This window comes from Streptomyces sp. NPDC087859 (genome assembly GCF_044742595.1).
GTDB lineage: Bacteria > Actinomycetota > Actinomycetes > Streptomycetales > Streptomycetaceae > Streptomyces > Streptomyces canus_F.
The window spans coordinates 84,390-107,131 of the sequence record NZ_JBIUUU010000026.1 but is presented as its reverse complement, the minus strand read 5'-3'; the positions used below and the strand labels follow the sequence as shown (position 1 = coordinate 107,131).

The 22,742-nt window shown below is 70.4% G+C and carries 23 protein-coding genes and 1 pseudogene; 12 read left to right on the top strand and 12 right to left on the bottom strand.

Annotated elements, in window-relative coordinates; genetic code table 11:
- Positions 1-8: 8 nt before the first annotated feature.
- The 4 genes from ACIOHP_RS44170 to ACIOHP_RS44155 form a co-directional block, all read right to left on the bottom strand.
- On the bottom strand, positions 9-1,334 hold the full coding sequence (locus ACIOHP_RS44170) for a lipase family protein (RefSeq protein WP_401896576.1): 1,326 nt from the start codon (positions 1,332-1,334) through the stop codon (positions 9-11).
- 241 nt (positions 1,335-1,575) lie between these two features.
- Positions 1,576-2,112, bottom strand: coding sequence for an AAA family ATPase (locus ACIOHP_RS44165; RefSeq protein ID WP_401896573.1), 537 nt, complete (start codon positions 2,110-2,112; stop codon positions 1,576-1,578).
- 141 nt (positions 2,113-2,253) lie between these two features.
- Positions 2,254-3,129 (bottom strand): fructosamine kinase family protein, encoded by an 876-nt coding sequence (locus ACIOHP_RS44160; RefSeq protein WP_401896570.1) that lies wholly within the window; start codon positions 3,127-3,129, stop codon positions 2,254-2,256.
- A gap of 198 nt (positions 3,130-3,327) precedes the next feature.
- Entirely contained in the window at positions 3,328-3,786 is a 459-nt protein-coding gene (locus ACIOHP_RS44155; protein WP_401896626.1) for a GNAT family N-acetyltransferase, read from the bottom strand.
- 91 nt (positions 3,787-3,877) lie between these two features.
- On the opposite strand from ACIOHP_RS44155, the gene ACIOHP_RS44150 reads away from it, so the two are divergent.
- Positions 3,878-4,450, top strand: a complete 573-nt coding sequence (locus ACIOHP_RS44150) for a GNAT family N-acetyltransferase (RefSeq protein WP_361558057.1) — start codon at positions 3,878-3,880, stop codon at positions 4,448-4,450.
- 126 nt (positions 4,451-4,576) lie between these two features.
- Positions 4,577-5,527 (top strand): expansin EXLX1 family cellulose-binding protein, encoded by a 951-nt coding sequence (locus ACIOHP_RS44145; protein ID WP_401896567.1) that lies wholly within the window; start codon positions 4,577-4,579, stop codon positions 5,525-5,527.
- Between the two features lie 16 nt (positions 5,528-5,543).
- Here ACIOHP_RS44145 and ACIOHP_RS44140 read toward each other — a convergent pair whose 3' ends face one another.
- A complete protein-coding gene (locus ACIOHP_RS44140) occupies positions 5,544-6,191 on the bottom strand; it encodes a TetR/AcrR family transcriptional regulator (protein WP_401896565.1) in 648 nt (215 codons plus the stop codon).
- Positions 6,192-6,283: 92 nt separating this feature from the next.
- Here ACIOHP_RS44140 and ACIOHP_RS44135 point away from each other — a divergent pair, with 92 nt between their 5' ends.
- The 3 genes from ACIOHP_RS44135 to ACIOHP_RS44125 all read left to right on the top strand — a co-directional run bounded on the left by ACIOHP_RS44135 (position 6,284) and on the right by ACIOHP_RS44125 (position 9,297).
- Positions 6,284-7,345, top strand: coding sequence for an oxygenase MpaB family protein (locus ACIOHP_RS44135; RefSeq protein ID WP_401896563.1), 1,062 nt, complete (start codon positions 6,284-6,286; stop codon positions 7,343-7,345).
- Between the two features lie 356 nt (positions 7,346-7,701).
- Complete coding sequence (locus ACIOHP_RS44130; protein ID WP_361558069.1) at positions 7,702-8,937, top strand: cation:proton antiporter; 1,236 nt, start codon at positions 7,702-7,704, stop codon at positions 8,935-8,937.
- A 105-nt stretch (positions 8,938-9,042) separates the two neighbouring features.
- Positions 9,043-9,297, top strand: a complete 255-nt coding sequence (locus ACIOHP_RS44125) for a DUF3040 domain-containing protein (protein ID WP_361558072.1) — start codon at positions 9,043-9,045, stop codon at positions 9,295-9,297.
- A gap of 7 nt (positions 9,298-9,304) precedes the next feature.
- On the opposite strand, the pseudogene ACIOHP_RS44120 reads toward ACIOHP_RS44125, so the two are convergent.
- Positions 9,305-9,586: pseudogene (locus ACIOHP_RS44120) on the bottom strand (VOC family protein); the annotation flags it as partial.
- Positions 9,587-9,742: 156 nt separating this feature from the next.
- Here ACIOHP_RS44120 and ACIOHP_RS44115 point away from each other — a divergent pair.
- Both ACIOHP_RS44115 and ACIOHP_RS44110 read left to right on the top strand, forming a co-directional pair.
- Positions 9,743-10,627: a PfkB family carbohydrate kinase gene (locus tag ACIOHP_RS44115; RefSeq protein WP_401896559.1), complete on the top strand. Its 885-nt coding sequence runs from the start codon at positions 9,743-9,745 to the stop codon at positions 10,625-10,627.
- Positions 10,628-10,811: 184 nt separating this feature from the next.
- Positions 10,812-11,975, top strand: coding sequence for an MFS transporter (locus tag ACIOHP_RS44110; protein ID WP_401896556.1), 1,164 nt, complete (start codon positions 10,812-10,814; stop codon positions 11,973-11,975).
- A 16-nt stretch (positions 11,976-11,991) separates the two neighbouring features.
- Here the strand turns inward: ACIOHP_RS44110 and ACIOHP_RS44105 are convergent, their stop codons facing one another.
- The 4 genes from ACIOHP_RS44105 to ACIOHP_RS44090 form a co-directional block, all read right to left on the bottom strand.
- Entirely contained in the window at positions 11,992-12,444 is a 453-nt protein-coding gene (locus ACIOHP_RS44105; protein WP_401896555.1) for a hypothetical protein, read from the bottom strand.
- A gap of 159 nt (positions 12,445-12,603) precedes the next feature.
- Positions 12,604-13,608: a sugar ABC transporter substrate-binding protein gene (locus ACIOHP_RS44100; protein WP_401896552.1), complete on the bottom strand. Its 1,005-nt coding sequence runs from the start codon at positions 13,606-13,608 to the stop codon at positions 12,604-12,606.
- A gap of 357 nt (positions 13,609-13,965) precedes the next feature.
- A complete protein-coding gene (locus ACIOHP_RS44095) occupies positions 13,966-14,514 on the bottom strand; it encodes a DUF1062 domain-containing protein (protein ID WP_401896549.1) in 549 nt (182 codons plus the stop codon).
- Positions 14,515-14,728: 214 nt separating this feature from the next.
- Entirely contained in the window at positions 14,729-15,976 is a 1,248-nt protein-coding gene (locus ACIOHP_RS44090; RefSeq protein WP_401896547.1) for a MalY/PatB family protein, read from the bottom strand.
- Positions 15,977-16,069: 93 nt separating this feature from the next.
- Between ACIOHP_RS44090 and ACIOHP_RS44085 the strand changes: the two genes are divergently transcribed.
- Positions 16,070-17,128, top strand: coding sequence for a P1 family peptidase (locus tag ACIOHP_RS44085; RefSeq protein ID WP_401896624.1), 1,059 nt, complete (start codon positions 16,070-16,072; stop codon positions 17,126-17,128).
- A 19-nt stretch (positions 17,129-17,147) separates the two neighbouring features.
- Here the strand turns inward: ACIOHP_RS44085 and ACIOHP_RS44080 are convergent, their stop codons facing one another.
- A complete protein-coding gene (locus tag ACIOHP_RS44080; protein ID WP_401896545.1) occupies positions 17,148-17,726 on the bottom strand; it encodes a hypothetical protein in 579 nt (192 codons plus the stop codon).
- Positions 17,727-17,965: 239 nt separating this feature from the next.
- Here ACIOHP_RS44080 and ACIOHP_RS44075 point away from each other — a divergent pair, with 239 nt between their 5' ends.
- Positions 17,966-18,502, top strand: coding sequence for a hypothetical protein (locus ACIOHP_RS44075; protein ID WP_361489703.1), 537 nt, complete (start codon positions 17,966-17,968; stop codon positions 18,500-18,502).
- A gap of 27 nt (positions 18,503-18,529) precedes the next feature.
- Here ACIOHP_RS44075 and ACIOHP_RS44070 read toward each other — a convergent pair whose 3' ends face one another.
- Positions 18,530-18,925: a GNAT family N-acetyltransferase gene (locus tag ACIOHP_RS44070; RefSeq protein ID WP_401896543.1), complete on the bottom strand. Its 396-nt coding sequence runs from the start codon at positions 18,923-18,925 to the stop codon at positions 18,530-18,532.
- Between the two features lie 309 nt (positions 18,926-19,234).
- Here ACIOHP_RS44070 and ACIOHP_RS44065 point away from each other — a divergent pair, with 309 nt between their 5' ends.
- The 3 genes from ACIOHP_RS44065 to gap all read left to right on the top strand — a co-directional run bounded on the left by ACIOHP_RS44065 (position 19,235) and on the right by gap (position 22,654).
- On the top strand, positions 19,235-20,488 hold the full coding sequence (locus tag ACIOHP_RS44065) for a sulfite oxidase (RefSeq protein WP_401896541.1): 1,254 nt from the start codon (positions 19,235-19,237) through the stop codon (positions 20,486-20,488).
- 104 nt (positions 20,489-20,592) lie between these two features.
- The gene (locus ACIOHP_RS44060) at positions 20,593-21,549 is read left to right on the top strand and encodes a GlxA family transcriptional regulator (RefSeq protein ID WP_401896539.1); all 957 of its coding nucleotides are present in this window, start codon (positions 20,593-20,595) and stop codon (positions 21,547-21,549) included.
- Positions 21,550-21,655: 106 nt separating this feature from the next.
- Positions 21,656-22,654 (top strand): type I glyceraldehyde-3-phosphate dehydrogenase, encoded by a 999-nt coding sequence (gene gap, locus ACIOHP_RS44055; protein WP_307035013.1) that lies wholly within the window; start codon positions 21,656-21,658, stop codon positions 22,652-22,654.
- Positions 22,655-22,742 lie beyond the last annotated feature (88 nt).

Sequence of the window (22,742 nt, the reverse complement as noted above, 5' to 3'; positions counted from 1 at the left end):
TCGGCCGGTCAGAGCTGTGCGGGCATGGTCCAGCAGTTGGAGGCGGCCTTCTTGCCCGACAGCCGGTCGGTCAGCCAGGCGATGGCGTCGCCCTGGTCGGTGAGCAGTGGGGCGAAGTGGTTGAGCAGCGCGCTGCCGACATCGGGCAGGACGACGCCCTTGTACGTGACGTCGGCGCCCTTCTTGCACCAGTCGACGGCGAGTTGGCGCGCCTGTTGGTGCGGGACGAGGTTGTCGCTGACGCCTGTCGCCAGTCGCACGGGGCCGGACGGTTTGAGCGCCCCGATGCGCTGGCTGTCCAGGAACGCCTGCAGCACGGGCGTCGCGGCGATGATGTCGCTGATGGACCGGCCGTCGGTCGTCCACTTGGTGCTCTTCGCGTAGCCATAGCCGAAGAGGGCGTCCCCGACGCACATGGTCGACAGGTCGGTGAGGGCCGTCTTGCCCGCCGCGTTGAGGTGAGCCTCGGCGATGGGCTTCAGGGACGGGTCGGACTGGAGGAATCCGTTGAGCGACCAGCCCAGCGCGCCGGCGAGTTCGCTGCCGTCGATGGCCTTGGTGACCGAGGTCAGATTGGCGGGCGGCGCGCCCGCGTAGGTCCCGGCGAGCGTGACGTCCGGGGCGTAGGAGGACTGGAGTTCGGCCGCCGAGGCGGTGGCTCCGCCACCCTGGCTGTATCCGAACAGCCCCACTCGGGAGGCGGAGGTGATGGAGGCCCCGCCGACCGAGCGGGCGGCGCGGACGGCGTCCAGCACCGCGTGGCCCTCGTCGACCCGGTTGACGTAGGTGTGCAGCCGGTCGGTCGCGCCGAGGCCGGCGTAGTCGGTGACGACCACGGCGATGCCCTTCGCGAGGAGGCGGTAGATCGCCAGATCCTCGTAACCGACGGACACCGTCTGGCCGTTGAGACTCAGCGGGTGCTCCAGGCCCATGGACGCTGCGCACTGGTCGCCCTGTCCCATGGTGCCGGGTGCGACCGCGACCAGGGGGCGTGGTCCGTCGCCCTTCCACGCCGCGGCGGGTTCGATGTAGGCGCCGGTGACGGCCACCGGTCGGCCGTTCGAGTCGGTGGACTTGTACATCAGGCGGGTCGCGGTGCCGGGGAGCGGTCCGTCCAGGCCGGGCAGGCTGAGGGCCAGTGGCAGTGGCTCGGTGCGGATGAGGGTGCCGTTGGCGGCGGGCAGGGTGGTGGGCGGGTTGTAGAACGCCGGGATGGTGACGCCTCGGGAGACGACCTCGTCCGCTGCCATGGCGGCGGTGACCGAGAGGGACTGGGCGCCGAGGCAGGCGGCAGCGGTGACGGCTGCGGCCATGAGCCGGCTGCGTGCGGGCATGGCGAACCTCCTGTGGAAGCGGCTGGCAGAGAGGTGCACAGGTGAAACCGGCACGGGAACGCGGCCGTCCCACGGGCCGGTCCATGCCGCACTGAAGTGGTTCGCCAGGACCTTACCTACGAGTAAGTTACTCGTGGTAGCACTGCGCAGGTTACGGTTCGGTAATTTGACAGGATGTCTAATTGCGCGCCGCGGCGGCTACAGAGTGTCACCGAGTTCACTTCGCGGCCTCACCGCGGCCTCACCGCGTCGTCGGAGGCGCACCCCTGACGCCGAGGGCATTCATCACCTGCCCGACCGTCGCGTCCAGCGTGCTGCTCGCCGGGATCACCGTCTCGACACCGCCGGGCAGCAGGTCCAACGGCCGGTACCACGAACGGAGTTCGTCCTTGCCGACGGTGTCGGCGATGGGCTTGGTGGCGTGCCGGGACAGGGTCTCCTCGAAGGGGACGTCCAGGTAGTAGCAGTGGGCGCGGCCACCGTAGTCGGCGAGGAGCCCGGCGAGCATGTCGCCGTAGTGGGCGACGTACAGGATGCCTTCCAGCACCGTGTGAAAGCCGTGTTCCAGGGCGTGCCGCACGGTCAGGTCGATCAGGCCGATGTTCGCGGCGCCGGGGACGTCACGCTCGCGCAGCACATCGCGGCGCAGGGTGTCCTGACTGACCAGGGCGATGCCTCTGCCGTAGCGCTCGCGCAGCCCGGCGGCCACCGAACTCTTGCCGCTCGCACTGTTCCCGCGCAGCACGATCAGCCTGGTGGGGGAGGGGACCGTTGTCACCCGGGGAACCTACCCTCGTCGGTGAACAGGATGCCGTCGTCGGTGCCGTCGCAAGTTTGTGCACCCTGCGCGTATGCGCGGATCCGCCGTTTCCGATGATCAGCACTCTCACGGCGCCCCACCGTAAGGCACGCCAACTGCTCAGTGGCCGGCTTCGGACAGGAGCTTGCGTGCCGTGCCGAGGGCCTGTTCGGCGTAGGAGCGGCCGAAGAGTACGGCGTGGACCAGGAGCGGGAAGAGCTGGTGCAGGCCGACGCGCTGCTGCCAGCCGGGGGCGAGGGGCGTGGTGTCCTGGTAGCTCTCCAGCAGCTCCGTGAGATGGGGGCAGCCGAAGAGCCGGAGCATGGCGAGGTCGGTTTCGCGATGCCCGCCGTGGGCCGCCGGATCGATCAGCCACACATGGCCGTCGGTATCCCACAGCACATTGCCGCTCCACAGATCCCCGTGCAGCCGCGCAGGTTCCTCGCGCGGCCCGGCGAGGTCGGCCAGGCGCTCGCAGACCCGCTCCACCACGACCGTCTCGTCGCGCAGCACGGTGCCACGGTCGACAGCCCGACGAAGATAGGGCAGCACCCGGTGTTCGGCGTACCAACGGGACCAGTCGCTTCCCGGCACATTCCGCATCGGGGCGAGCCCGATGTACGCCTCCGCATCACCGTCGGGCGGTGGTGCCCCGAACGCCGGCGCACCTGCGGCATGCAGCCCGGCGAGTTCACGGCCGAACCGCACCGCGGCCGCGGCACTCGGCGACCCCTCCGGGACACAACCGGTCACCAGCCACCGCCGGTCAAGGCCGTGCACGAACGGCACCCGCACCGCCCTCGCAGCGGCCAGCCATCCCAGCCCGGCGGCCTCGGCTCGCGCAGCCCTCGCGCTCCCGGCCTCCTTGACGATCACCGGCCCACCGTCCAGCGCGACTTCGGTGACCACACCGGTCAACCGCCGCTGCGCCACCACCGCACGCCCGGTCAGCCGCGCGGCCACGGCCCCGGGCCCGTCACTTTCCTCGCGCACCACGCCTCCGTCGGTCCTGTTCCGCGCCTACCTCGACGGCCCTCTCGCCCCCTGCGTCCCACCACCACGGCACCCGGCGACCGTGCGGATGAACCGCGCCGACGCACCGATCGACCCCGTTGCCGACGTGCGGTGCCTCGCGGGAGAAGTCGGCCCGTCCGGTCGTCCTCGCGCCCGTCCGCCATGCCGACCCTGGCGTGCTCAACCGCCGCTCAGGCCGTATGCCGGCTTGCGCACCATGAACACGTCGACCGGGTCCTCCGACTCGGTGGTGAACCCGTGCCGCTCGTACAGCCGTCGGGCCGCGCTGCCCTGGAGCACGTTCAACCGGACCAGCAGGCCGTCACGGTCGGACCGCTCCAGCAACTCCCGCAGCACGCCCGAGCCGACGCCGCTCCCCTGAAGGTGCGGCGCCACGAAGAAGTGTTCCAGCCAATGGGCGTCCTCGGCCGGCCGCAGCGCCACGCAACCGGCGAACGCACCGCCCACCTCGATGACCCAGGCGTACTCGGGGACGAAGCTGTCCCGCAGCCGCTGCCGTACCCGCTGCTCGTCGTAGCGCCCGAGCCGCTCCAGGTCAGGCCGCATCACCACGGCACGCAGCTCGGCGATCGCCTCGACGTCGGCCGTCGACGCCGGCCGCAGTTCCCAGTGCGCCATGATCACCACGCCAGGATAAATCGCCTGCGCGTGCGGCCGGCGCGCACGTCGGTGCCGGCGATGTCCCGGGCCCCGTGACATCGTGGCGGCCATGCCCATCGAGGTACGCCCGGCTTCGGTCTTCGAGGACGTCCGTGCGGTGCTCGGCCCGAAGTCGCCCACCGCGAACGTCTGCTGGTGCCTGAGCTACCGGATCCCCTCCAAGCTCAACAACGAGCTGCGTGGGCCGGCCCGCGGAGAGTACGTCGCCGGGCTGTGCCGCGCACGGCTCCCTCCGGGAGTGCTCGCCTACGACGGTGACGAACCCGTCGGCTGGGCCGCTGTGGCGCCGCGCTCGGAGACCTCCTTCGCCCGCAACCGGAAGATCCCCCACCTCGACGACCTGCCGGTGTGGTCGCTGTGGTGCGTCCGTGTGCGCCCCGGCCATCGCAAGCAGGGGATCTCGCACGCCCTCATCACCGGAGCCGTCGACTTCGCCCGCTCGCACGGCGCACCGGTGATCGAGGCATACCCCCTGGACAACGGCGACGCCCGGGTCGATCTGACGATGGCGTACGCCGGTATCCGAAGGAACTTCGAGCGTGCCGGATTCGCGCACGTCGCCGACACGACGTCCGTGCTCGCCGGCCATCCACGGATCATGATGCGACTCGATCTGCGCTGACGGCGCATTTCTTCGAAACGGGCGGCAACCTTTTCGGTTCCGGCGGCCACTGAGAGGTCGGAGGCTCTCTTCACCGGGCCCCGCACACAGCACGCGTGCTTCCGAACCAGGTAAAGGACCTCATCCGTGGCGTCGTCCTCCTCACACCGCCGCCGTCCCCCTCGGCGGGGCACCTGGGTGCTCTCCGCGATCGTCGTGGCGACCGTCGCGCTCGTCGCCGCCCTGATCGTGGCCTTCGTCCCCGACGACGGGCACGAGGCCACCGCATCCGCGTCCGCCGTGGACGCCAAGGCGACCGCGGCGCCCACGACACCGGGGCCGACACCGTCCTCGGCCTCCCCGAAGGCCTCGGCGACGCCCACGAAGGCCAAGCCCTCCGGCACGCCGTCGCCGACCGCGAAGACCCCGAAGGCCCGCCCCTCGACCGCCACTCCGCGGCAGACGTCCGCCACGGTGGGATCACAGGCCGGACGGATCCGCCCCGGGACCACCTACGAAGGGGTGGCCACCTTCTACGACACCGGCAACGGTGACGGCGCCTGCTCCTACGGTCCCACCGGCGACACCATGACCGCGGCGATGAACCACACCGACTACGAGACCTCCCAGGCCTGCGGAGCGTATGTGCTCGTGCGCGCCGGTGGCGCCTCCGTGACGGTCCGGATCACCAACGAGTGCCCGCTGCCCTGCGCACCCGGTCAACTCGACCTCAGCCCCCAGGCCTTCGCCAAGCTCGCCGCCCCCTCGCGCGGCCAGATCCCGATCACCTGGACCCTGCTCAGCCCCGCCACGTCCGAGAAGATCTCGATCCGCTACAAGACCGGCTCCACCCGCTACTGGTGCGGCATCCAGGCCATCGGCCACCGCAATCCGCTGGCCCGCCTGGAGGTCCGCACGGGCAGTGGCTGGACCCGCCTGGCCCGTACCGAGTACAACTACTTCCTCTCCGAGCAGGGCAGCGGGTGCGGCGGATCGATCAGGATCACCGACATCTACGGCGAGCAGCTGACGATCGACGGGATCGCACTGCGTGCGGAGGCCGTGCAGCCGACCGGCGTCCAGTTCGCCGCGCACTGAGGACGAGCCACGGCTGTCAGGGCGTCGGCCACAACGCGCCGAGGATCACCCGCACTTGGCCCGTCAGCCGTGGCAGGTCGAACTTCGCGGGTTCGGTGAGGGCGACGCGGCCGAAGTGTTCCGCACAGGCGACGAGGGCGTGGGCGAGGACCTGCGCGTCGAGTCCCGGATCGCTCCGGTCGGCCAGAGCGAGGGAGAGCCACCTCTCGACCAGCAGCCGGAACCGCTCCCGGTCCGCCTCGATACGGTCGCGGACGACGACCGGCATGTTGCCTGGCGGCAGCAGGATCAACCGCCAGGTGTCCGGGTCCTGGTGGAGCATGTCGGCCATCCGGCGCACCGCTTCGGAGGCGAACGCCGCCGGGTCGCTCAGCTCGCCCGCGTCGGGAACGGTCCTGAGCAGCCGTTCGAAGGCGCGGGCCTGCTGCCGGTCCAGCAGCGCGGTCAGCAGGGCGTCGAGGTTCTCGAAGGCGCCGTAGACCACCGACCGGGCGACCCCGGCGCGCTTGGCGATGGCGTCGATGGAGACCCGGTCGTAGCCGTCACTGACGATGACGGCCAGGGCCGCGTCGAGCAGTTGCTCCCGGCGTTCCTCGATCGGCACGCGCGGGGCGTAGGGCCGTCGTCTGCGCGGCCGGTCCGGTGAATTCGTGGACGCTGACACCTTGGCAGTTTACGACACTCGTGTCTTAATTTACGACAGCAGTGTCGTAAATGAGTCGCGGTCCACGCCGCGGACGCACAGGGAGCGGCTCCATGGCGAGGTTCAAGCGCAGCGAGGTCCAACCGCACGAGGACTACGGCTTCTTCGGCCCCGGCTCGGTGGTGTGGAAGGTCTGGAGCTATCCGACCGCGCCGACCGTGGGATTCCAGCGGGCCGTGGTGGTGGAGGAGCTCGACCCGCCGCTGGTGGCCGCCGTGCACGGTACCCAGGGCATCTATCAGCGCGCCCGGACGCGCTACGACCGGACCCTGCGGTACTTCGCGATGGTGGCCTTCGCCGGTTCGCGGGAGGTGTCCAAGGCCGCGGACATCCTGGTCAAGGTCCACTCCAAGGCGATCGGCGAACTGCCCTACGGAGGCGGGACCTACGACGCCAACGACCCGGCCTCCCAGCTGTGGATCCAGCTCACCGGCTGGCACTCGATCCTCTACGCGTACGAGAGGTACGGCCCCGGCAAGCTCACCGCGCAGGAGGAGAAGGAGTACTGGGAGGCATGTGCGCTCGCCGCGGAGCTCCAGACCTGCTCCCCGGACGACGTCCCCCGCACCCGTGACGGGATCCGGGCGTACTTCGCGCAGATGCGCCCCCGGCTGTCCGCCAGCCCGATCGCGCGCCAGGCCATGAACCACCTCCTGCGGACCGAGCTGGTACTGCCGCCGGTGCCGCTGTGGGCGAAGCCGGTGAGCCTGGCCGTCGCCAAGGCGCAGCGGGTCGCCACGATCGCCACCATGCCGCGCTGGATGCGCGAGATGGCGGGGATCAGGCAGTCCCGCCTGCTCGACCTCGTCATCGTGCCCGTCATGAAGGTGTCCTTCGCCCTCGCCCACCTCGACCCCAGAGTCGAACTGCGCCTGTTGGGCCTGCTGTCGCCCTCCACGGTCGCGGTGGTCGCCCCGGTCAAGCTGGGCATCCCTCCCCGCAAGGCGGAAGTGCTGACCCCGGCGGAGGCCCGCGCCCGCTACGGCTACGCCAAGCCGGCCGAAGCCCACCTCGAGTTCCGGGCCCGCCAGGCCGCTCGCGTCTTCGGTGACGGCAAGGCCCCCAGCGACCAGGGGCTCATCGAGTCCCAGGAAGTCCTGGGCCCGCTGGCCTGATCAGCCGTCAGGCGCTCCCGGGCCGACATCGACGCCGACACCGACGACTGTCGCCGGGGCCGCGCCTCGGCCACCGCGCGAAACCGCGCAGAGCCCCTGCCCGCCACCGATGAGAACCGGGTTGGCGGGCCGCTGACGTGACGGGCGTCGGCACCTGCCGAAATGAGTGCTGACACCGATGGTCGCGGGTGTGGGGACCGTGGCAGCGTGGAGACGACGCCGATCGAGCCGGTGGTGACACCCGGCCGCGGCGCCGCCCTGAAGACGTCGCCGGCTTCGCACCACAAGGAGTACTTGTATCCATCCCCGTCAGATGAAGCGACCCTGCCCTCTCGCGCAGCCGAAGGAGGTGACCCGTGGGACACGCTGACACCCTCCTGGCCATGGGCGGCGCCTTCCTCGCGGCCGCCCTCCTCGCCCGCCTCGGCGGCAGGATCGGACTTCCGACCATCCCCCTGTTCATGCTGGCCGGCATCCTGCTCGGCCCGCACACACCCGGCATCGTCCTGGTACAGGACGCCCACGACTTCGAGATGCTCTCCGCGCTGGGCCTGGTCCTTCTGCTGTTCTACCTGGGCCTGGAGTTCCACCTCGACGACCTCAGGAGCGGCGGCAAGCGGCTCCTGGCGGCAGGCGGCATCTACTTGGTGCTGAACGTCGGCGCGGGGCTGGGCTTCGGGTTCGCCCTGGGATGGGGAGCCCGGGAGGCGCTGGTGCTGGCCGGTGTGCTGGGCATCTCCTCGTCCGCGATCGTCACCAAGATCCTTATCGACCTGGGGCGTCTCGGCCGTCCCGAGACGCGCCTCATCCTGGGCGTCATCGTGGTGGAGGACATCTTCCTCGCCCTGTATCTCGCGGCACTTCAACCGGTCATCGGCGGCGCCCAGGGCCTCGGGGACGTGCTGTGGCAGGCGGGCAAGGCATTCGGCTTCCTGCTGGCCCTGGCCGCCGCGGCCCGCTACGGAACCCGGCTGGTCGGACGTCTGATCGCGGTACGCGACAACGAACTGCTCGTGATCAGCTTCCTCGGTGCGGCGGTTCTGGTGGCGGGGATCTCCGAGGTCCTGGGCGTCGCCGACGCCATCGGTGCCTTCATGGTCGGACTCATCCTCGCCGGCACTCCTTCCGCCGCCCGGATCCGCCGACTCGTACACCCCTTGCGGGACGCCTTCGCGGCCATCTTCTTCTTCGCCTTCGGGCTGGCCATCGACCCGGCCGTCGTCGCGAGCGTCGCCGGACCGGTGGCCGCGGCGGCGGCACTGACCGTGGTCATGAACGTCGTCGCGGGGCTTCTTGTGGCACGCCTGTACGGCTACGGTCCCGAGCGCGCCGCGGAGATCGCCACCACCCTGGTCGCCCGCGGGGAGTTCGCCCTGATCCTGGCCGCGATGGCGACCAGCGCGGGGCTCGACGACCGCCTCGCTCCGTTCATCGCCGGATACGTCCTGGTGCTCGCGGTCCTGGGTCCGGTGGTCGCGGGGCGTGCCGAACTACTGGCCCGCGCCCTGGCGTTCACGGGCTCTCGTGGGCCGCGCCGCGAACCACTGGCCGACACTTGTTTGCAGGGACCAACTGTTAGGGAGAATGCATAGAGAGCCGGGCAGCGCGAGCCGGGACGTATCTCCGACCACGTTCATCGTGTGTCCGGCCAACCGCTCTCCCCAGCCCCGCACAGCGCATGGCGCGAAGGAGAAGGCATGCCCCGATCCGAGGACGAGCGTCTGGTCGCGCTCGAAGCACGCTGCGCGTGTGACGACCCCCTGTTCGCCAGGGCGATGAGCATCGGACGCCCGCGTCGCCCCCGTGAGTTCCGGCGCACGGGGGCCTGGTGGGCCCTGGCCGTCACGACGGCCGTTCTGATCGGCGGGGTGATCGTGGCGAACGGGCTGCTCATCGCCACGGGCCTGGTGGGGGTCGGCCTCGCCGCGCAGCTGCTTGATCCGCCGGACTGACACTCCCTCAACTCATGGCCGCCCGGTCGGACTCGCTGCGCAGAACACAGAATTCGTTGCCCTCGGGATCGGCGACCAACGTGGCGCCGAGGCCCAGGAGTCGGTCCACCTCCTCATCGCGGGAGGTCTCAGGGCGCAGACACAGATGGACCCGGTTCTTGATCGTCTTGGGCTCGGGCACCTGGTTGAAGTACACCACCGGGCCCTCCGCCGGCATCACCTGAGTCTCCCGCGCTCCCGGCTGAGCCTCCGGATGCAGCGTTCTGCACCACCGAGACCATGCGCGTGAGCCTTCCCGTTCTTCCTACCGAATGCCACCGAGTCGTACTCACTCTTCCACGCACACCACGGGCCGAGGACAGCGACGCAACGCTCGACGGATCCTCTCGCTTCGTACACTGACCCCACGCACCGTCGACAGGAGTCGCGCGTGAGGGAACCGGCAATGCCCCGACGCCCTGAGGGCCTGTTCGTCGGCCTGTGCACCCTCGACGTCATCCAACTCGTGGACCACGCGCCCGCTTCCAACGAGAAGCTGACGTCCCGCCGCCAGACCATCGCCGCGGGCGGCCCCGCGGCGAACGCGGCCGTGGCCTTCAGCCACCTGGGCGGCGCGGCCCGCCTACTCACCGCGATCGGCTCCCATCCACTGGGCCTCGGCGCCACAGCCGACCTGCACCGACTCGGCGTCACCGTGTCGGACCTGACGCCCGACTCGACCGCGCCCCCGGCTGTCTCCTCCATCATGGTCACGGCGTCCACCGGAGAACGGGCCGTCGCCTCGACCAACGCCACGGGCCACCGCGTCACCCCACCCGACGACCTCGACACACTCGTCGCAGCCTGCGACATCGTCGAATTCGACGGCCACCACACGGAACTCGCCGTGTCCGCCGCCCGCACCGCACGAGCCGTCGGCCGCCCGACCGTCCTCGACGCAGGCAGCTGGAAGGACGGCACGGAGAACCTGCTGCCGTCGATCGACGTGGCTGTCTGCTCGGCGGACTTCCACCCACCGGGCACGAGCACACCCACCGAAACACTGCGCTTCCTCCAGGAGCACGGGGTCCGCTGGTCGGCGGTCACCCAAGGGGCGGAGCCCATCGTCTGGAGGGGCCCCGACGACGGCGGCACGGTGGACGTCCCGACGGTCCCCGTGACGGACACGCTCGGCGCGGGCGACTTCCTGCACGGAGCCCTCACCCACCACCTCGCGCTGCGGGGCCACTTGACCTCACCGCACTTCACCGAGGCCCTGCGCGCCGCGGCCGCGGTGGCGTCGCGAGCCTGCACCTCGTTCGGAACCCGCGCCTGGATGCGAGGAGAGTAAGCCGCCCCGCCCGCGCCGCACTTTCATCCAAGTGCCGTAGATCTTTGTCCATGGACGGATCAGCCGCCAAGCGCGAGGTTCGACGCATGCGCGAATCCGACAAGGCGACCAAGGCGACCACGGACAGATGAGAGCCACCGACCCCCACCCTGTCCTGCACAGTCGCCCCCTCGAACGCCGACGCATGCCAAGTGGGCTCATCGCGCTGGCGCTCGGCGGCTTCGGCATCGGACTGACCGAGTTCCTGATCGCCGGACTGTTGCCCCAGATCGCGTCGGGTCTCGCCGTATCGGCAGCGGCGGCGGGCTGGTTGATCTCCGGCTACGCGTTGAGCGTCGCGATCGGCGCCATCGCGCTGACCGCGGCCACGACACGGCTGCCCCGCAAACAGGTCCTGGTCGGCCTGGTGGCGTTGTTCGTCATCGGCAACCTGCTGTCCGCGCTCGCACCGAACTATCAGGTGATGCTGCTCGGCAGGGTCGTGGCGGCGATGTGTCACGGGTCGTTCTTCGGAATCGGCTCCCTGGTCGCTTGCGCTCTGGCGGCACCGGAGCGCAAGTCCCGCGCGGTGGCGGTGATGTTCGCCGGGCTCACCCTGGCGAACGTGCTGGGCGTGCCGTTCGGCGCGCTCGTCGGTGAACGCTGGGGCTGGCGGGCAGCCTTCTGGGCGGTCACCGCGATCGGCGTACTGGCACTGACGGGCATCGCGGCTCTCGTCCCCGCCCGGCCGACGGAGGCGGGCCACTCCGCGGCGACACCGGCAGCGGGCCTGCGCGCCCAGTTCCGCGCGTTCCGCTCCTGGCAGGTCTGGCTGACCCTGACGGCCACCGGCCTCGGCTACGGCGGCATGTTCGGCGCGTTGAGCTACATCGCCTACACCTTCACCGAGGTCGGCGGCTTCTCCTCGGCCGATGTCGCCTGGCTGCTGATGGTGTACGGCGTCGGCCTGGTCGCCGGGAACCTGATCGGCGGACGCGCGGCCGACCAGGACCGGGACCGCGCCCTGGTTCTCGCCCTGCTCGGACTCACCGTCACCCTGGCCGTGTTCGGCCTCCTCGCCGCCGACCCCACCGCGTCGGTGGTCCTGGTGTTCCTGATGGGACTGTTCGGGTTCGCCGCCGTCCCGGGCATGATCACCCGCGTCACCGACGTCGCCCACGGCGCGGCACTGGCCGCCGGCGCCAACGTCTCCGCGTCCAACGTCGGCAACGCCCTCGGCGCCTGGCTCGGCGGCCTGGCCATCAGCGTGGGCCTCGGCTACACCGCACCGCTCTACGTCGGCGCCGGGATCACCCTGATCGCCGTACTGGTCATGGCCGTCGCCGCACACCAGGCGCGTCGACACTGAGCGCCTCCCGGCCGGTTCAGTCGAACCACACCACGAGGCGCACATGCTCGGGCCCATGCAACTCGGCCAGCGTCCGCATCACGTCCCACACCGGCGCCCAGTGGGTCCCCGCCCCGGCGACCGCGCTACGGCTGAGCCTGCCGGACGCATCGGTCTCCTTCCAGTCGGTGGCCGCCAACTCCGCCCAGCTGACCCACGTCGTTCCGTACACGCCGTCCGGCCCGTCCTCCGCACGGAACGAGTCCCGGAGCCCGTCCGAGGCGTCCTCCGGCAGCCCACGATCGGCGGCCAGCGGCCGGAAGCCGAACGCATTGCGGACACCGAAGAGGCAGGCGAGAGCGTCATAGGCGTTGCCGGTGTTGAGGAGAAAGAGGTCGATGGCGGCGTGCCATACGGCGTCCTCGTCATCCTCACCCCAGATCCGCGCCAAGGGCCTGCACTCGATCATTCCGCTCAACTCGGTGGACATGCCGGGAGTCTGCCGGGCACAGCCCGGTCCGTCGCCCCGATTTCCGCAGCGCCTCAGGGGGACACCGACGTCCGGGCGGGCCAACACGCGCAGCGCCAGGGATTGTTGAGCGATCCGGCGGTGTGATCACCGTCGGCTCGGCATGCTGGGTGGCGCTCATCACCGGGTGCCCTTCGAGGCGAACTCGGCGACGGAGTCGGCGTTGTCCTTCGTGATGAACGCCGGTCCGGTGAGGACGGGTGCGGTGCCGCCCCCGCTGAAGTTGCCGTTGTTCTTGTAGAGCCACAGTGAGTCGACGGCGAGGTAGCCCTGGAGGTACGGCTGCTGGTCGACCGCGAACTCGACGGTGCCTTCCTGGACGGCCTTGACGAGGTCCTTGTTGAGGTCGAAGGTGGCGATCCTGGCCTTGCTGCCGGCGTCGGACAGGGACTGCACCGCGGTCAGCGCGATGGGTGCGCCGAGGGTGACGACCTGGTCGATGGAGGAGTCGGCCCTGAGCTTGGCGGTGATGGTGGACTTCACGGACGGCATGTCGGTGCCGTTGACGTAGAGCGTGTCGGTCTTGCCGCCGAAGCCCTTCTTCAGGCCGGCGCAGCGGGCTTCCAGGGCGACCTGGCCCTGTTCCTGGATGACGCACAGGGCGTGCTTGGCGCCGAGTTGGTCGAGGCGTTCGCCGAAGGCCTGACCGGCGATGTTCTCGTCCTGCCCGAAGTACTCGAGCATGCCGAGGTCTTTCCAGTCGTCGACGCCGGAGTTGAAGCCGACGACGGGGATGCCGGCCGTCTTGGCCTTGGCGATGACGTCCTTGAGGGCGTCGGGCTTGGCCGCGGTGAGGGCGATGCCGTCGACCTTCTGGTCGATGGCGTTCTGGACGAGGTTGGCCTGGGTTCCGGCGCTGGGGTCGCTGGAGTAGACGAGCTTGATGTTGTCCTTGGCGGCCGCGGCCTGGGCGCCCTTGCGGACGAGGTCCCAGAAGGTGTCGCCGGGGGAGGCGTGGGTGACCATGGCCACGGTCATGCGCGGCGTGTCGGCCCTGCCCGCGGAGGCCGCCGTGTCGCCTTCCTCGGACTTCTTGCCACCGGAACTGCTGGAGCAGCCGGTCGCGAACAGGGCGCCGACGAGAACCGTGACGGTCAGAGTGGCGGCTCGGTGGTGTCTGTGCATGTCCCTTGCACCTCGCTGTGCTGATCAGGGGGAAGTGGGATGTGGATCTTGATGTGAGGGCTTTCGCCGGACTGGAGAGGCGCTGGAAAGGCTGGGGAGGGGCTCGGCAGCGCCGTGTGCGGCGGAGCGGTGTCGCCTGCGGCAGCGGAGGGTGGGTGCCGCTTGCGGGGTGCTAGAGCGCGTTACTAGCGCGCTCTAGTTGCGTCGTACTATGAAACGCCCCCCTGGTGATGTCAATAGGTTTGTCAGGACGTATCGACAAGGAGCCCGGACGGGAACCGGCGCGTGCCGCAGGCTCATGGGCGCGGGCCCAGGGCCCGGCCGGCGGATCTCACCGGACAGGCCCCAGGCCCCGGGTCAGCGCTTCAGCGTGAAGGTGAAGTCGCCGGAGAGCTTGCCGCCCAGCCGGACCGCCGACACGACTCTCCCCTCCGCGATCAGTCGCTCGACCTCGGCCCGCGAAAGACCGCATCCCTCGGCGATCAGTCGCACCGGCCGGACAGGGACCCGCGCCGCGAAGCGCACCGAGACGTCGAGCACCTCGGCGTCCAGGTGATCCGATCCGCCGGTGTCGAGACGCCAGGCACCGTCCCAGTCGAGGGCGATGCGATTGCGGCGCTGGACGACCGGATCCTGGAGCAGTTCGGCCGTCAGGCCGAGGTCGTTGTCATGAAGCCGGTCCAGCAGTTCAGGTCGTACGGAGCGCACATTGACCCGCTCCAGGACCGTGAGCTTCGCGGTGTCCCCGCAGGAGGCGCAGAGCACCAGGAGCCAGGCGTCGATGAGCTTGTGATGGGCGTTGACGCGAAACTTGCCGCTCGCCCGGAAGGTCTCGGACGCGCACGTGTGGCAGCGGCGGAGAACGAGCGGCAGGCAGGTGGGCATGACCACCCAGTTATCGAGCACAGAAGTACACCGGTTTCAGTGAGAAGTCCGCAGCAAGAAGAAGCGCGGCGCACATGCGCGACGCGCGACAGATCAGCTCTCGGGAGGTCTCACACGGTGTACAACGGCACGTCCTTGCCCAGAAGACTCGGTTCGCCAGCACCGTAATGACGCAACTCGGTGCTGTGCCACTGGTTTTCGAGCGCCCCGCCGCAGGGTCCGGGCGGACGTGTGGCTAGAGGTCGCGTACCGCCTGCCCCATGCGGGCCAGTGCTTCGCGCAGGATGGCGGGCGGCGTCGCGAAGTTGAGCCGTACGTGACCCTCGCCGCCGGAGCCGAAGACGTGACCCGAGCTGAGGGCGACCCGGGCCTTGTCGAGGAACATCCTCGCGGGTCCGGCGACGTCGCTCACCACACCGGGCCCATCGGTGCCGTGATCACCGTGCAGCCCCAGCCGGCGGCAGTCCAGCCAGGCCAGACAGGTGCCCTCGGGGCGGCGACAGTCCACCTCGGGGAGGTGCTCTGCGATCAGTTCGCCCAGCAGGCGCCGGTTGGCGTCGAGCCCGAGCAGCAGTTCGTCGAGCCAGTCCCCGCCGTCGCGGAAGGCCGCGGTGTGGGCGATGACGCCAAGATGGCTGGGGCCGTGGCCGACCTCTTCCGGCAGGAGCCGGAGTTCGTCGGCGGCCTCGGGACCGGCGACGGCCACGGCGGCCTTGAGACCCGCGAGGTTCCACGCCTTGGAGGCCGAGGCCAGCATGAACGCGTTCTCGGCACCGGGCACGCTGAGGAACGGGGTGAAGGTGGCGCCCGGCAGCACCAGGGGAGCGTGGATCTCGTCGGACACCACCCGCACGCCGTGCCTGCGCGCCAGAGCCGCGACAGCCTCCAGCTCCTCGCGGGTGTGGACCACCCCGGTCGGATTGTGCGGGTTGCTCATCAGGAACGCGGCCCGACGGCCCCCGCGCCGAGCCCGTACGAAGGCATCCTCCAGCGCCCGCGGATCGACCCGCAGATCCGGACCGAGGCGAGCCTCGACGACCTCACGGGCGTCATGGCCGACGAACGCGTAGAAGGGCGGATAGACCGGTGAGCACACCACGACCGCGTCGCCGGGATCGGTGATCAGCCGCAGCACTTCGACGATGCCCAGCATCACGTCGGGCACGATCGCGGTGTGCTCGACGCGCAGTCCGTCCCATCGCCACCGTTCCCGGGCGAAAGCGGCAAGGGCCTCGGCGTAGGCGGTCCCGAAGGGATATCCGGTGTCGCCGAGGTCGAGCGCCGAGTGCAGCGCCTCGACGACCGGCGCGGCGAGCGGCACATCCATCTCCGCCACCCACAACGGAAGTACGTCCTCGGGATGGGTGCGCCACTTCATGCTGGTGCGCCGCCGCAGCTGCTCCAGGGTGAGCCGGGCCAGGGGGTCCGTCCGATGGGGCTCGCCAGCGGAGGGGTCGTGCTGCGTGGGCTCGGGCTCGGTCATGACGCGCTCCGATGCCCGGGCACACCGCGGCCGCAGACGGCTGAACGGCTACCCACGTCATACGATGCTTTGGCTAGTGTGCCGATCATGCGCATGCCCGATCCACCTCTGTCCTCGCCCGCACCCGAAGCCCCTCGCCGGGCCCGCGAACTCGGTCTGGGCGTCGGTGAGGTGCCAACGGGACCGCACAACACTTTCACGGACGTGCCCGGCATTCGCGTAGGGCACACCACACTGGTGGATGCGCCGCGTGTGCACAGCGGTGTCACCGCGATCGTGCCTGACGGCGTGGGCCCAGCAAGCCCGCTGCCGGCCGGCGTGTTCGCGGGCAACGGCTACGGCAAGCTGCTGGGCAGCACCCAACTCGCCGAACTCGGCGCGCTGGAGACCCCCGTCCTGCTCACCTCGACGCTGTCAGCGTTCCGGGTCGCGGACGCCCTGGTCGGCTGGATGCTGGAACAGCCCGGGACAGCCGGTGCACGGAGTGTGAACCCGGTGGTGGGGGAGTGCAACGACGGCCTCCTGTCCGACATCCGCTCACGCCCGGTCCACGAGGAACACGTCCGCTCCGCACTCGATACCGCCCACAGCGGCCCGGTGCCCGAGGGGTGCGTCGGCGGCGGCACCGGGCTCACCGCGCTCGGTTTCAAGTCCGGCATCGGCACCTCCTCGCGCCGTCTCCCGCTGGCGGGCCGAGAGGTCACCCTCGGCGTCCTCGTCCAGGCCAACTTCGGCGGCACGCTGCGTATCCGCGGCCGCACGATCACCCCCGCCGACGTCGGCCTGCCCACCGCGGCCGCCGTCCCCGACACCGGTTCCTGCATGATCGTGACCGCGACCGACGCACCCCTGGACTCCCGCCAGCTGACCCGGCTCGCCCGACGCGCCGTGTATGCCCTGGCCAGGGTCGGTGCGGCCTACAGCCACGGCAGCGGCGACTACGGCCTGGCCTTCGGTACCCGCCCTCTGGGCGCACCCGCCGGCCCCGCCGTGGTCCCCGACGACACGCTCGACCCCCTCTTCGGCGCCCTTCTGGACGCGGTGGAGGAAGCCGTCCTGAACACCCTCCTCACCGCCACCACGACCACGGGCCCCTACGGCGACACACGCCACCCTCTGCCCGCGGCACCGCTGCTCGCTGTGCTCGGGTGACGAGCCCGGAGCGTACGGGTCAGCGCATCCGCGGATTGAGGGCGGCCAGGCCTTCCCGGAAGCCGGGGTCGGGCCGGTTGGGCTCCACCTCGCCGGTGCCCGGGTCGAGGTACCCCCACGTGCCCTGCCGTCCCGCCCCGCACACCATCAACGTCAGTGTCCGGCCCGGCACCTGAATGTGCGTCACCTCGTGAAAAGAGCTGAGGGGCATGTGATTCGTCCCGCCCGCCTCATGCACCCGGGTCTCGGTGACGACCTGGCCGTCGACCAGCTCGTAGCGCTGCTCGGTGTACCCGCCGGCGAGGATGTGCGCGGTGAACTCCCACGGATGGTTGTGGGGCTGCGGCTTCGCGCCGTCGCGCAGATCGGGCGCCATCCACAGGTTCACCTTGACCGTGCGGTCCTCCTCCCGGAGCAGCACCAACTCGGCCTTGTAGCCGAAGCCGTCGGGGTCGGGCACGAGCAGCCACCGATCCTCGGAGGTGAAGTCCTCCCAGGTGAGCGACTCGGACGGCGCGTACTGTTCGAGCCCATGGACAGTGGCCTCGAAGAGCTCTTCGTCCACGACCAGGCCGGGCACGACCTGAACTGTCGGCATGTTTCCTCCCCGTCAGACGCGCTACTGGTGAGCGTGTGCTGTTGCGCGGCAGGATATCCGGCTGACTGGCACGACTGTTCGAGCAGCGCCCGCTATCAGCCGCTCGAGTATCCAGGCCGTCCGCGCACACCGACCCGGCGGGGACCCGGGCAGGGCGCACCGCATCGACCGCCCCTTCTTCACTGGGTTACCGTACTGGCACGCTGCGTTGCCCCCCGGTGGGGCCGAGGAGGAATCCTGTGTCATCGCCCTGCGACCCCCAGTACGCTCCCGCCGGCGATGTGGGCGCAGCGCTCATGATGATCGACTCCCGGCTGAAGGCCATGTACGGAGACGGGGCCGAGACCGACCCCCTGCAGCGGCAGCTGACCGAGCAGTTCACCGCGTCGCTGGCCCCCAAGGACGCCGATGACCTGGTGGACGGCGCCTGCACGCTCATCTACATGTTCATGCGCTGGCTGCGGATGGCCTACGAGGACCATGACAAGGACGTCATCGAGTACGTGGTCCCCGGCCTCGTGGCCTCGCTGCGCATGATGCCCAAGAGCATCCGCCCCGAGGTCATCCCCACCATGGCCGGTCTGGTCGTCGCCGCGGGCACCGGACTCAGCCCCAGCCTGTGGCGCAAGCAGTACGGGGACTGGACGAAGGACGAGATGAACTCCCTGGAAGCGACAGCCCTGTTGCTCGCGGAGCACATCAACCGGCTCACGGACAACCGCGACTTCGCCGCCCGCATGATCGCCGAAGCCATGTCCCGCGCGACCGAAGACTGACGCACGGTCGGGGCGGGGGACGCAGAGTCAGAGGGCGATCAGCCCTGCCGCAGTCTCCTTGAAGCCACACGCCTCGAAGTAGAACGACCGCAGATGCTCCTCGAAGTCGACGTGCAGCCACTCGCACCCCGCGGCACGGCTGCCCTCGGCAGCTGCCCTGACCAGCGCGGCTCCGACCCCGTGCGAACGATCGCGCTGAGCCACGACCGTATCCAGAACGAACGCGTGGACTCCGCCGTCCCAGGCGACGTTGACGAAGCCGACCATCCGATCGCCTTCCCTGGCGCAGACCCAGCCAAGGCTGTGACGGTGCAGTCTGGCGCGCCAGTCCGTCTGCCCGACCGGACCGCCGAACCCTTCGGCATGCAGCTCGTTGAGGGCCGCGTTGTCGATGTCGCCTCGCCACTCATAGGTGATCGTCATGGTCCGAACCTAGAGGGCGTCAGGACCGGGCCCGCCTTTTCCGGGCCTCCGCATCTGTCGGACGGCTCGCCTTTCCTCGTACGATGGCCCGCATGATCCTCAGCCGACGCCGCCCCGCCGTCCAGCGGTCCCGCGTGCTCGCCTCGTGCGGCTGTTGTTGACCTTCTTTGCTTGACTCCCCGGCCGGACAGGCCGGTTGACATCTCTTGTACCCCTGGGCGCCTTGCTTCCTCCGCCGCTGTGCGGTGCTTCGCCGCACCCGGCCGCCGCCCCTCGCTCTTGGCCGCTCCCATGAAAGGTCAGACACTCATGCGTACCGACGAATCCGCCTACGACCGTCGCAGACTCCGGCAGTGGCTGGCCGGCGAGGCCCGAGCGGACGGGGTCTCACGGCGCGACATGCTCCGCCTGCTCGCCGCGGCGGGCGGCGCACTCGCCGTGCCCGCAGGCCTCAACACCCACGCGGCGGCGGCTACTTCGCAGGGGATCGTGAAGCCGCTTCCCGACGACTGGTTCACGGTGCGCGGCACGAACGCCGAGACCCGGTTCGACGCACTCGCGGCCACCGGCTACCACACCCCCGTGGACCGCTTCTTCGTCCGCAACCACACCTCCACCCCGGTCATCGACGCCGCCGAATGGACTCTCACCGTGCACGGGGACGGGCTGGTTCACGGCGGGAGCGTGGAGTTCACCCTCGACGACCTCAAGAAGCTGCCCGCGGTCAGCCGTTCGGCGTTCGTGGAATGCGCGGGCAACGGGCGCAGCTTCTTCAGCACCCAGCAGGGACAGACCGCCACCGGCACCGCCTGGACACTCGGAGCGATCGGCACGGCCCGGTGGCGCGGCGTCAGGCTTGCCGACGTCCTCAAGCGCGCCGGACTCGGTCGCGCCGCCGTGGACGTGCTCCCGCGCGGCCTGGACCCCGACTATGTGACCGCCGACGGAACCAACCTCGGCCGGGTCCGCCGCCCCCTGCCGCTCTCCAAGGCCCTGGACGACGTGCTGCTGGCGTACGAGATGAACGGCGAGCTACTGCCGTACGACCACGGCCATCCCGTGCGCGTTCTCGTGCCCTCCTGGGTCGGCATCGCCTCGATCAAGTGGGTCGGCGACATCGAGGTGTCGGCCCAGCCCCTGTACTCGCCCTGGAACACCGACTTCTACCGGCTCTTCGGGGACTCCTACCCGCCGGGCGGCAGCGCCCCGCTGACCCGTCAGACGGTCAAGAGCGCCTGGGAGCTCCCCTGGGGCGCGAGCCTTGACGCCGGTCGCGCGCACCGGCTGACAGGGCGTTCCTGGTCCGGCGCCGGCGGCATCGTCCGCGTGGACGTCAGCACGGACGGCGGGCAGCGCTGGCACCGGGCCCGGCTGCACGATGCCGCGCGCCGCGACGGCTGGGTCCGCTGGTCCACCGACTGGCGTCCACCGGCCCCCGGCACGTACAGCCTGCTCGCCCGCGCCACGGACAGCGCCGGCCGTACCCAACCGGACACGACCGTGCCGAACACCCAGGGCTACCTCTTCGACGCCGTGGTCCGGCATCCGGTGCGAGCCGTGTGAGGCATCGGCCAAGTACCAGCAGGTGACGCTGCCCGTGCCCGGATTCGTCCGCCCGGTCCGCTCGGTGCGCGGGTCGGTGTCACACCCCACGTAACCTCTTCACCGTGCCGACCTCCCGCCTCCATCGCGTCGCTGTCCTTGTGCTCGAAGGTGCCAAGCCGCTCGACGTCGGCATTCCCGCGCAGGTCTTCACGACGCGCGCGAGCATGCCGTACGAGGTGCGGGTGTGCGGGGCGACGCCCGGCCTCGTGACCGGCGGCGACGGACTGTCGTACTACGTCGATCACGGCCTCGACGCACTCGAGTGGGCCGACATCGTCTTCGTCCCCGGCTACCGGTTCCCGGACCGTGAGGACCCGCCGCAGGGGGTCGTCGACGCTCTGATCGCCGCGCACGCCCGGGGCGCGCGGCTCGCCGCCATCTCGACGGGTGCCTTCGCGCTCGCCGCGACGGGCCTGCTCGACGGCAGGCGGGCCACGACGCACTGGCACTACACGCGGGCACTCATGGCCCGGCATCCGCTCGTCCAGGTCGACGAGAACGTCCTGTTCGTCGACGAGGGCAGCGTGCTCACCTCTGCCGGCGCCGCCTCCGGCATCGACCTGTGTCTGCACATCCTGCGCGGCGACCTCGGGGTGGCCGCGTCGAACCACGCGGCCCGCCGGCTGGTCGCGGCCCCCTACCGCAGCGGCGGCCAGGCCCAGTACGTGCCCCGCAGCGTCCCCGAACCGCTCGGCGAGCGCTTCGGCGCCACCCGCGAGTGGGCGCTGCACCGGCTCGGTGAACCGCTCACCCTCGAGATACTGGCGCGCGAGGCCGGGGTCTCGGCCCGCACGTTCTCCCGGCGTTTCGTCGAGGAGACCGGCTACACGCCGATGCAGTGGGTGATGCGCGCCCGCATCGACCTGGCCCGCGAACTGCTCGAACGGTCGCAGCGCAGCGTCGAACAGATCGCCACCGACGTCGGCCTCGGCACCGGCGCGAACCTGCGCCTGCACTTCCAGCGCATCCTCGGCACCACACCGAGCGAATACCGGCGCACCTTCACCCGGGGTGAATAGTCTCGCGGCACCGATTGGCGGGATCCTTTTGAACCATGGCGATCTCGCCACTGTCCGCGAGTGGCCCCGCGAGCGAGCCTGGTGGTGAAGGGAAGGGACACCACTCATGACTCGCATCGCCATCAACGGATTCGGCCGCATCGGACGCAATGTGCTGCGCGCACTGCTCGAACGCGACAGCTCCCTCGAGATCGTCGCCGTCAACGACCTCACGGAGCCCGCCACGCTGGCCCGGCTGCTCGCCTACGACAGCACCGCAGGCCGGCTCGGTCGACCGGTGACCGTCGACGGGGACGCCCTCGTCGTCGACGGCCGGCGCATCACGGTGACGGCCGAGCGCGAACCGGCACAGCTGCCGTGGGCCGAACTCGGCGTCGACATCGTCCTGGAAGCCACGGGCCGCTTCACCTCGGCCAAGGCCGCCCGTGCGCACCTCGACGCGGGTGCGAAGAAGGTGCTCGTCAGCGCGCCGTCGGACGGCGCCGACGTGACGCTCGCGTTCGGGGTCAACACCGACTCGTACGACCCGGCCGTGCACACGATCGTCTCGAACGCCTCCTGCACCACCAACGCCCTCGCGCCGCTGGCCAAGGTGCTCGACGACCTCGCCGGTATCGAGCACGGGTTCATGACGACGGTGCACGCCTACACGCAGGAGCAGAACCTCCAGGACGGTCCGCACCGCGACGCCCGTCGCGCCCGGGCCGCAGGCGTCAACATCGTGCCCACCACGACCGGCGCCGCCAAGGCGATCGGCCTGGTGCTGCCGAACCTCGAAGGCAAGCTGTCGGGCGACTCGATCCGCGTACCGGTGCCGGTGGGCTCGATCGTCGAACTCAACACGACCGTCGCCCGCGACGTGACGCGCGACGACGTGCTGGCGGCCTACCGCGCCGCGGCGGAGGGGCCGCTCGCCGGTGTCCTCGAGTACTCGGAGGACCCGCTGGTGTCGACCGACATTGTGGGCAATCCCGCCTCGTCGATCTTCGACTCGGCGCTCACCCGAGTCGACGGCCGCCACGTCAAGGTGGTCGCCTGGTACGACAACGAGTGGGGCTTCTCCAACCGCGTGATCGACACACTGGAGCTCCTCGCCGCCGGCTGACCGGTTCGTGGAGACACCCAGCGAGGCCCGGGTCGGCCGCGGTTCCTTCCGCGGCTTCCGGGCCTCATCCGCAGGCCGGCCTGGATTC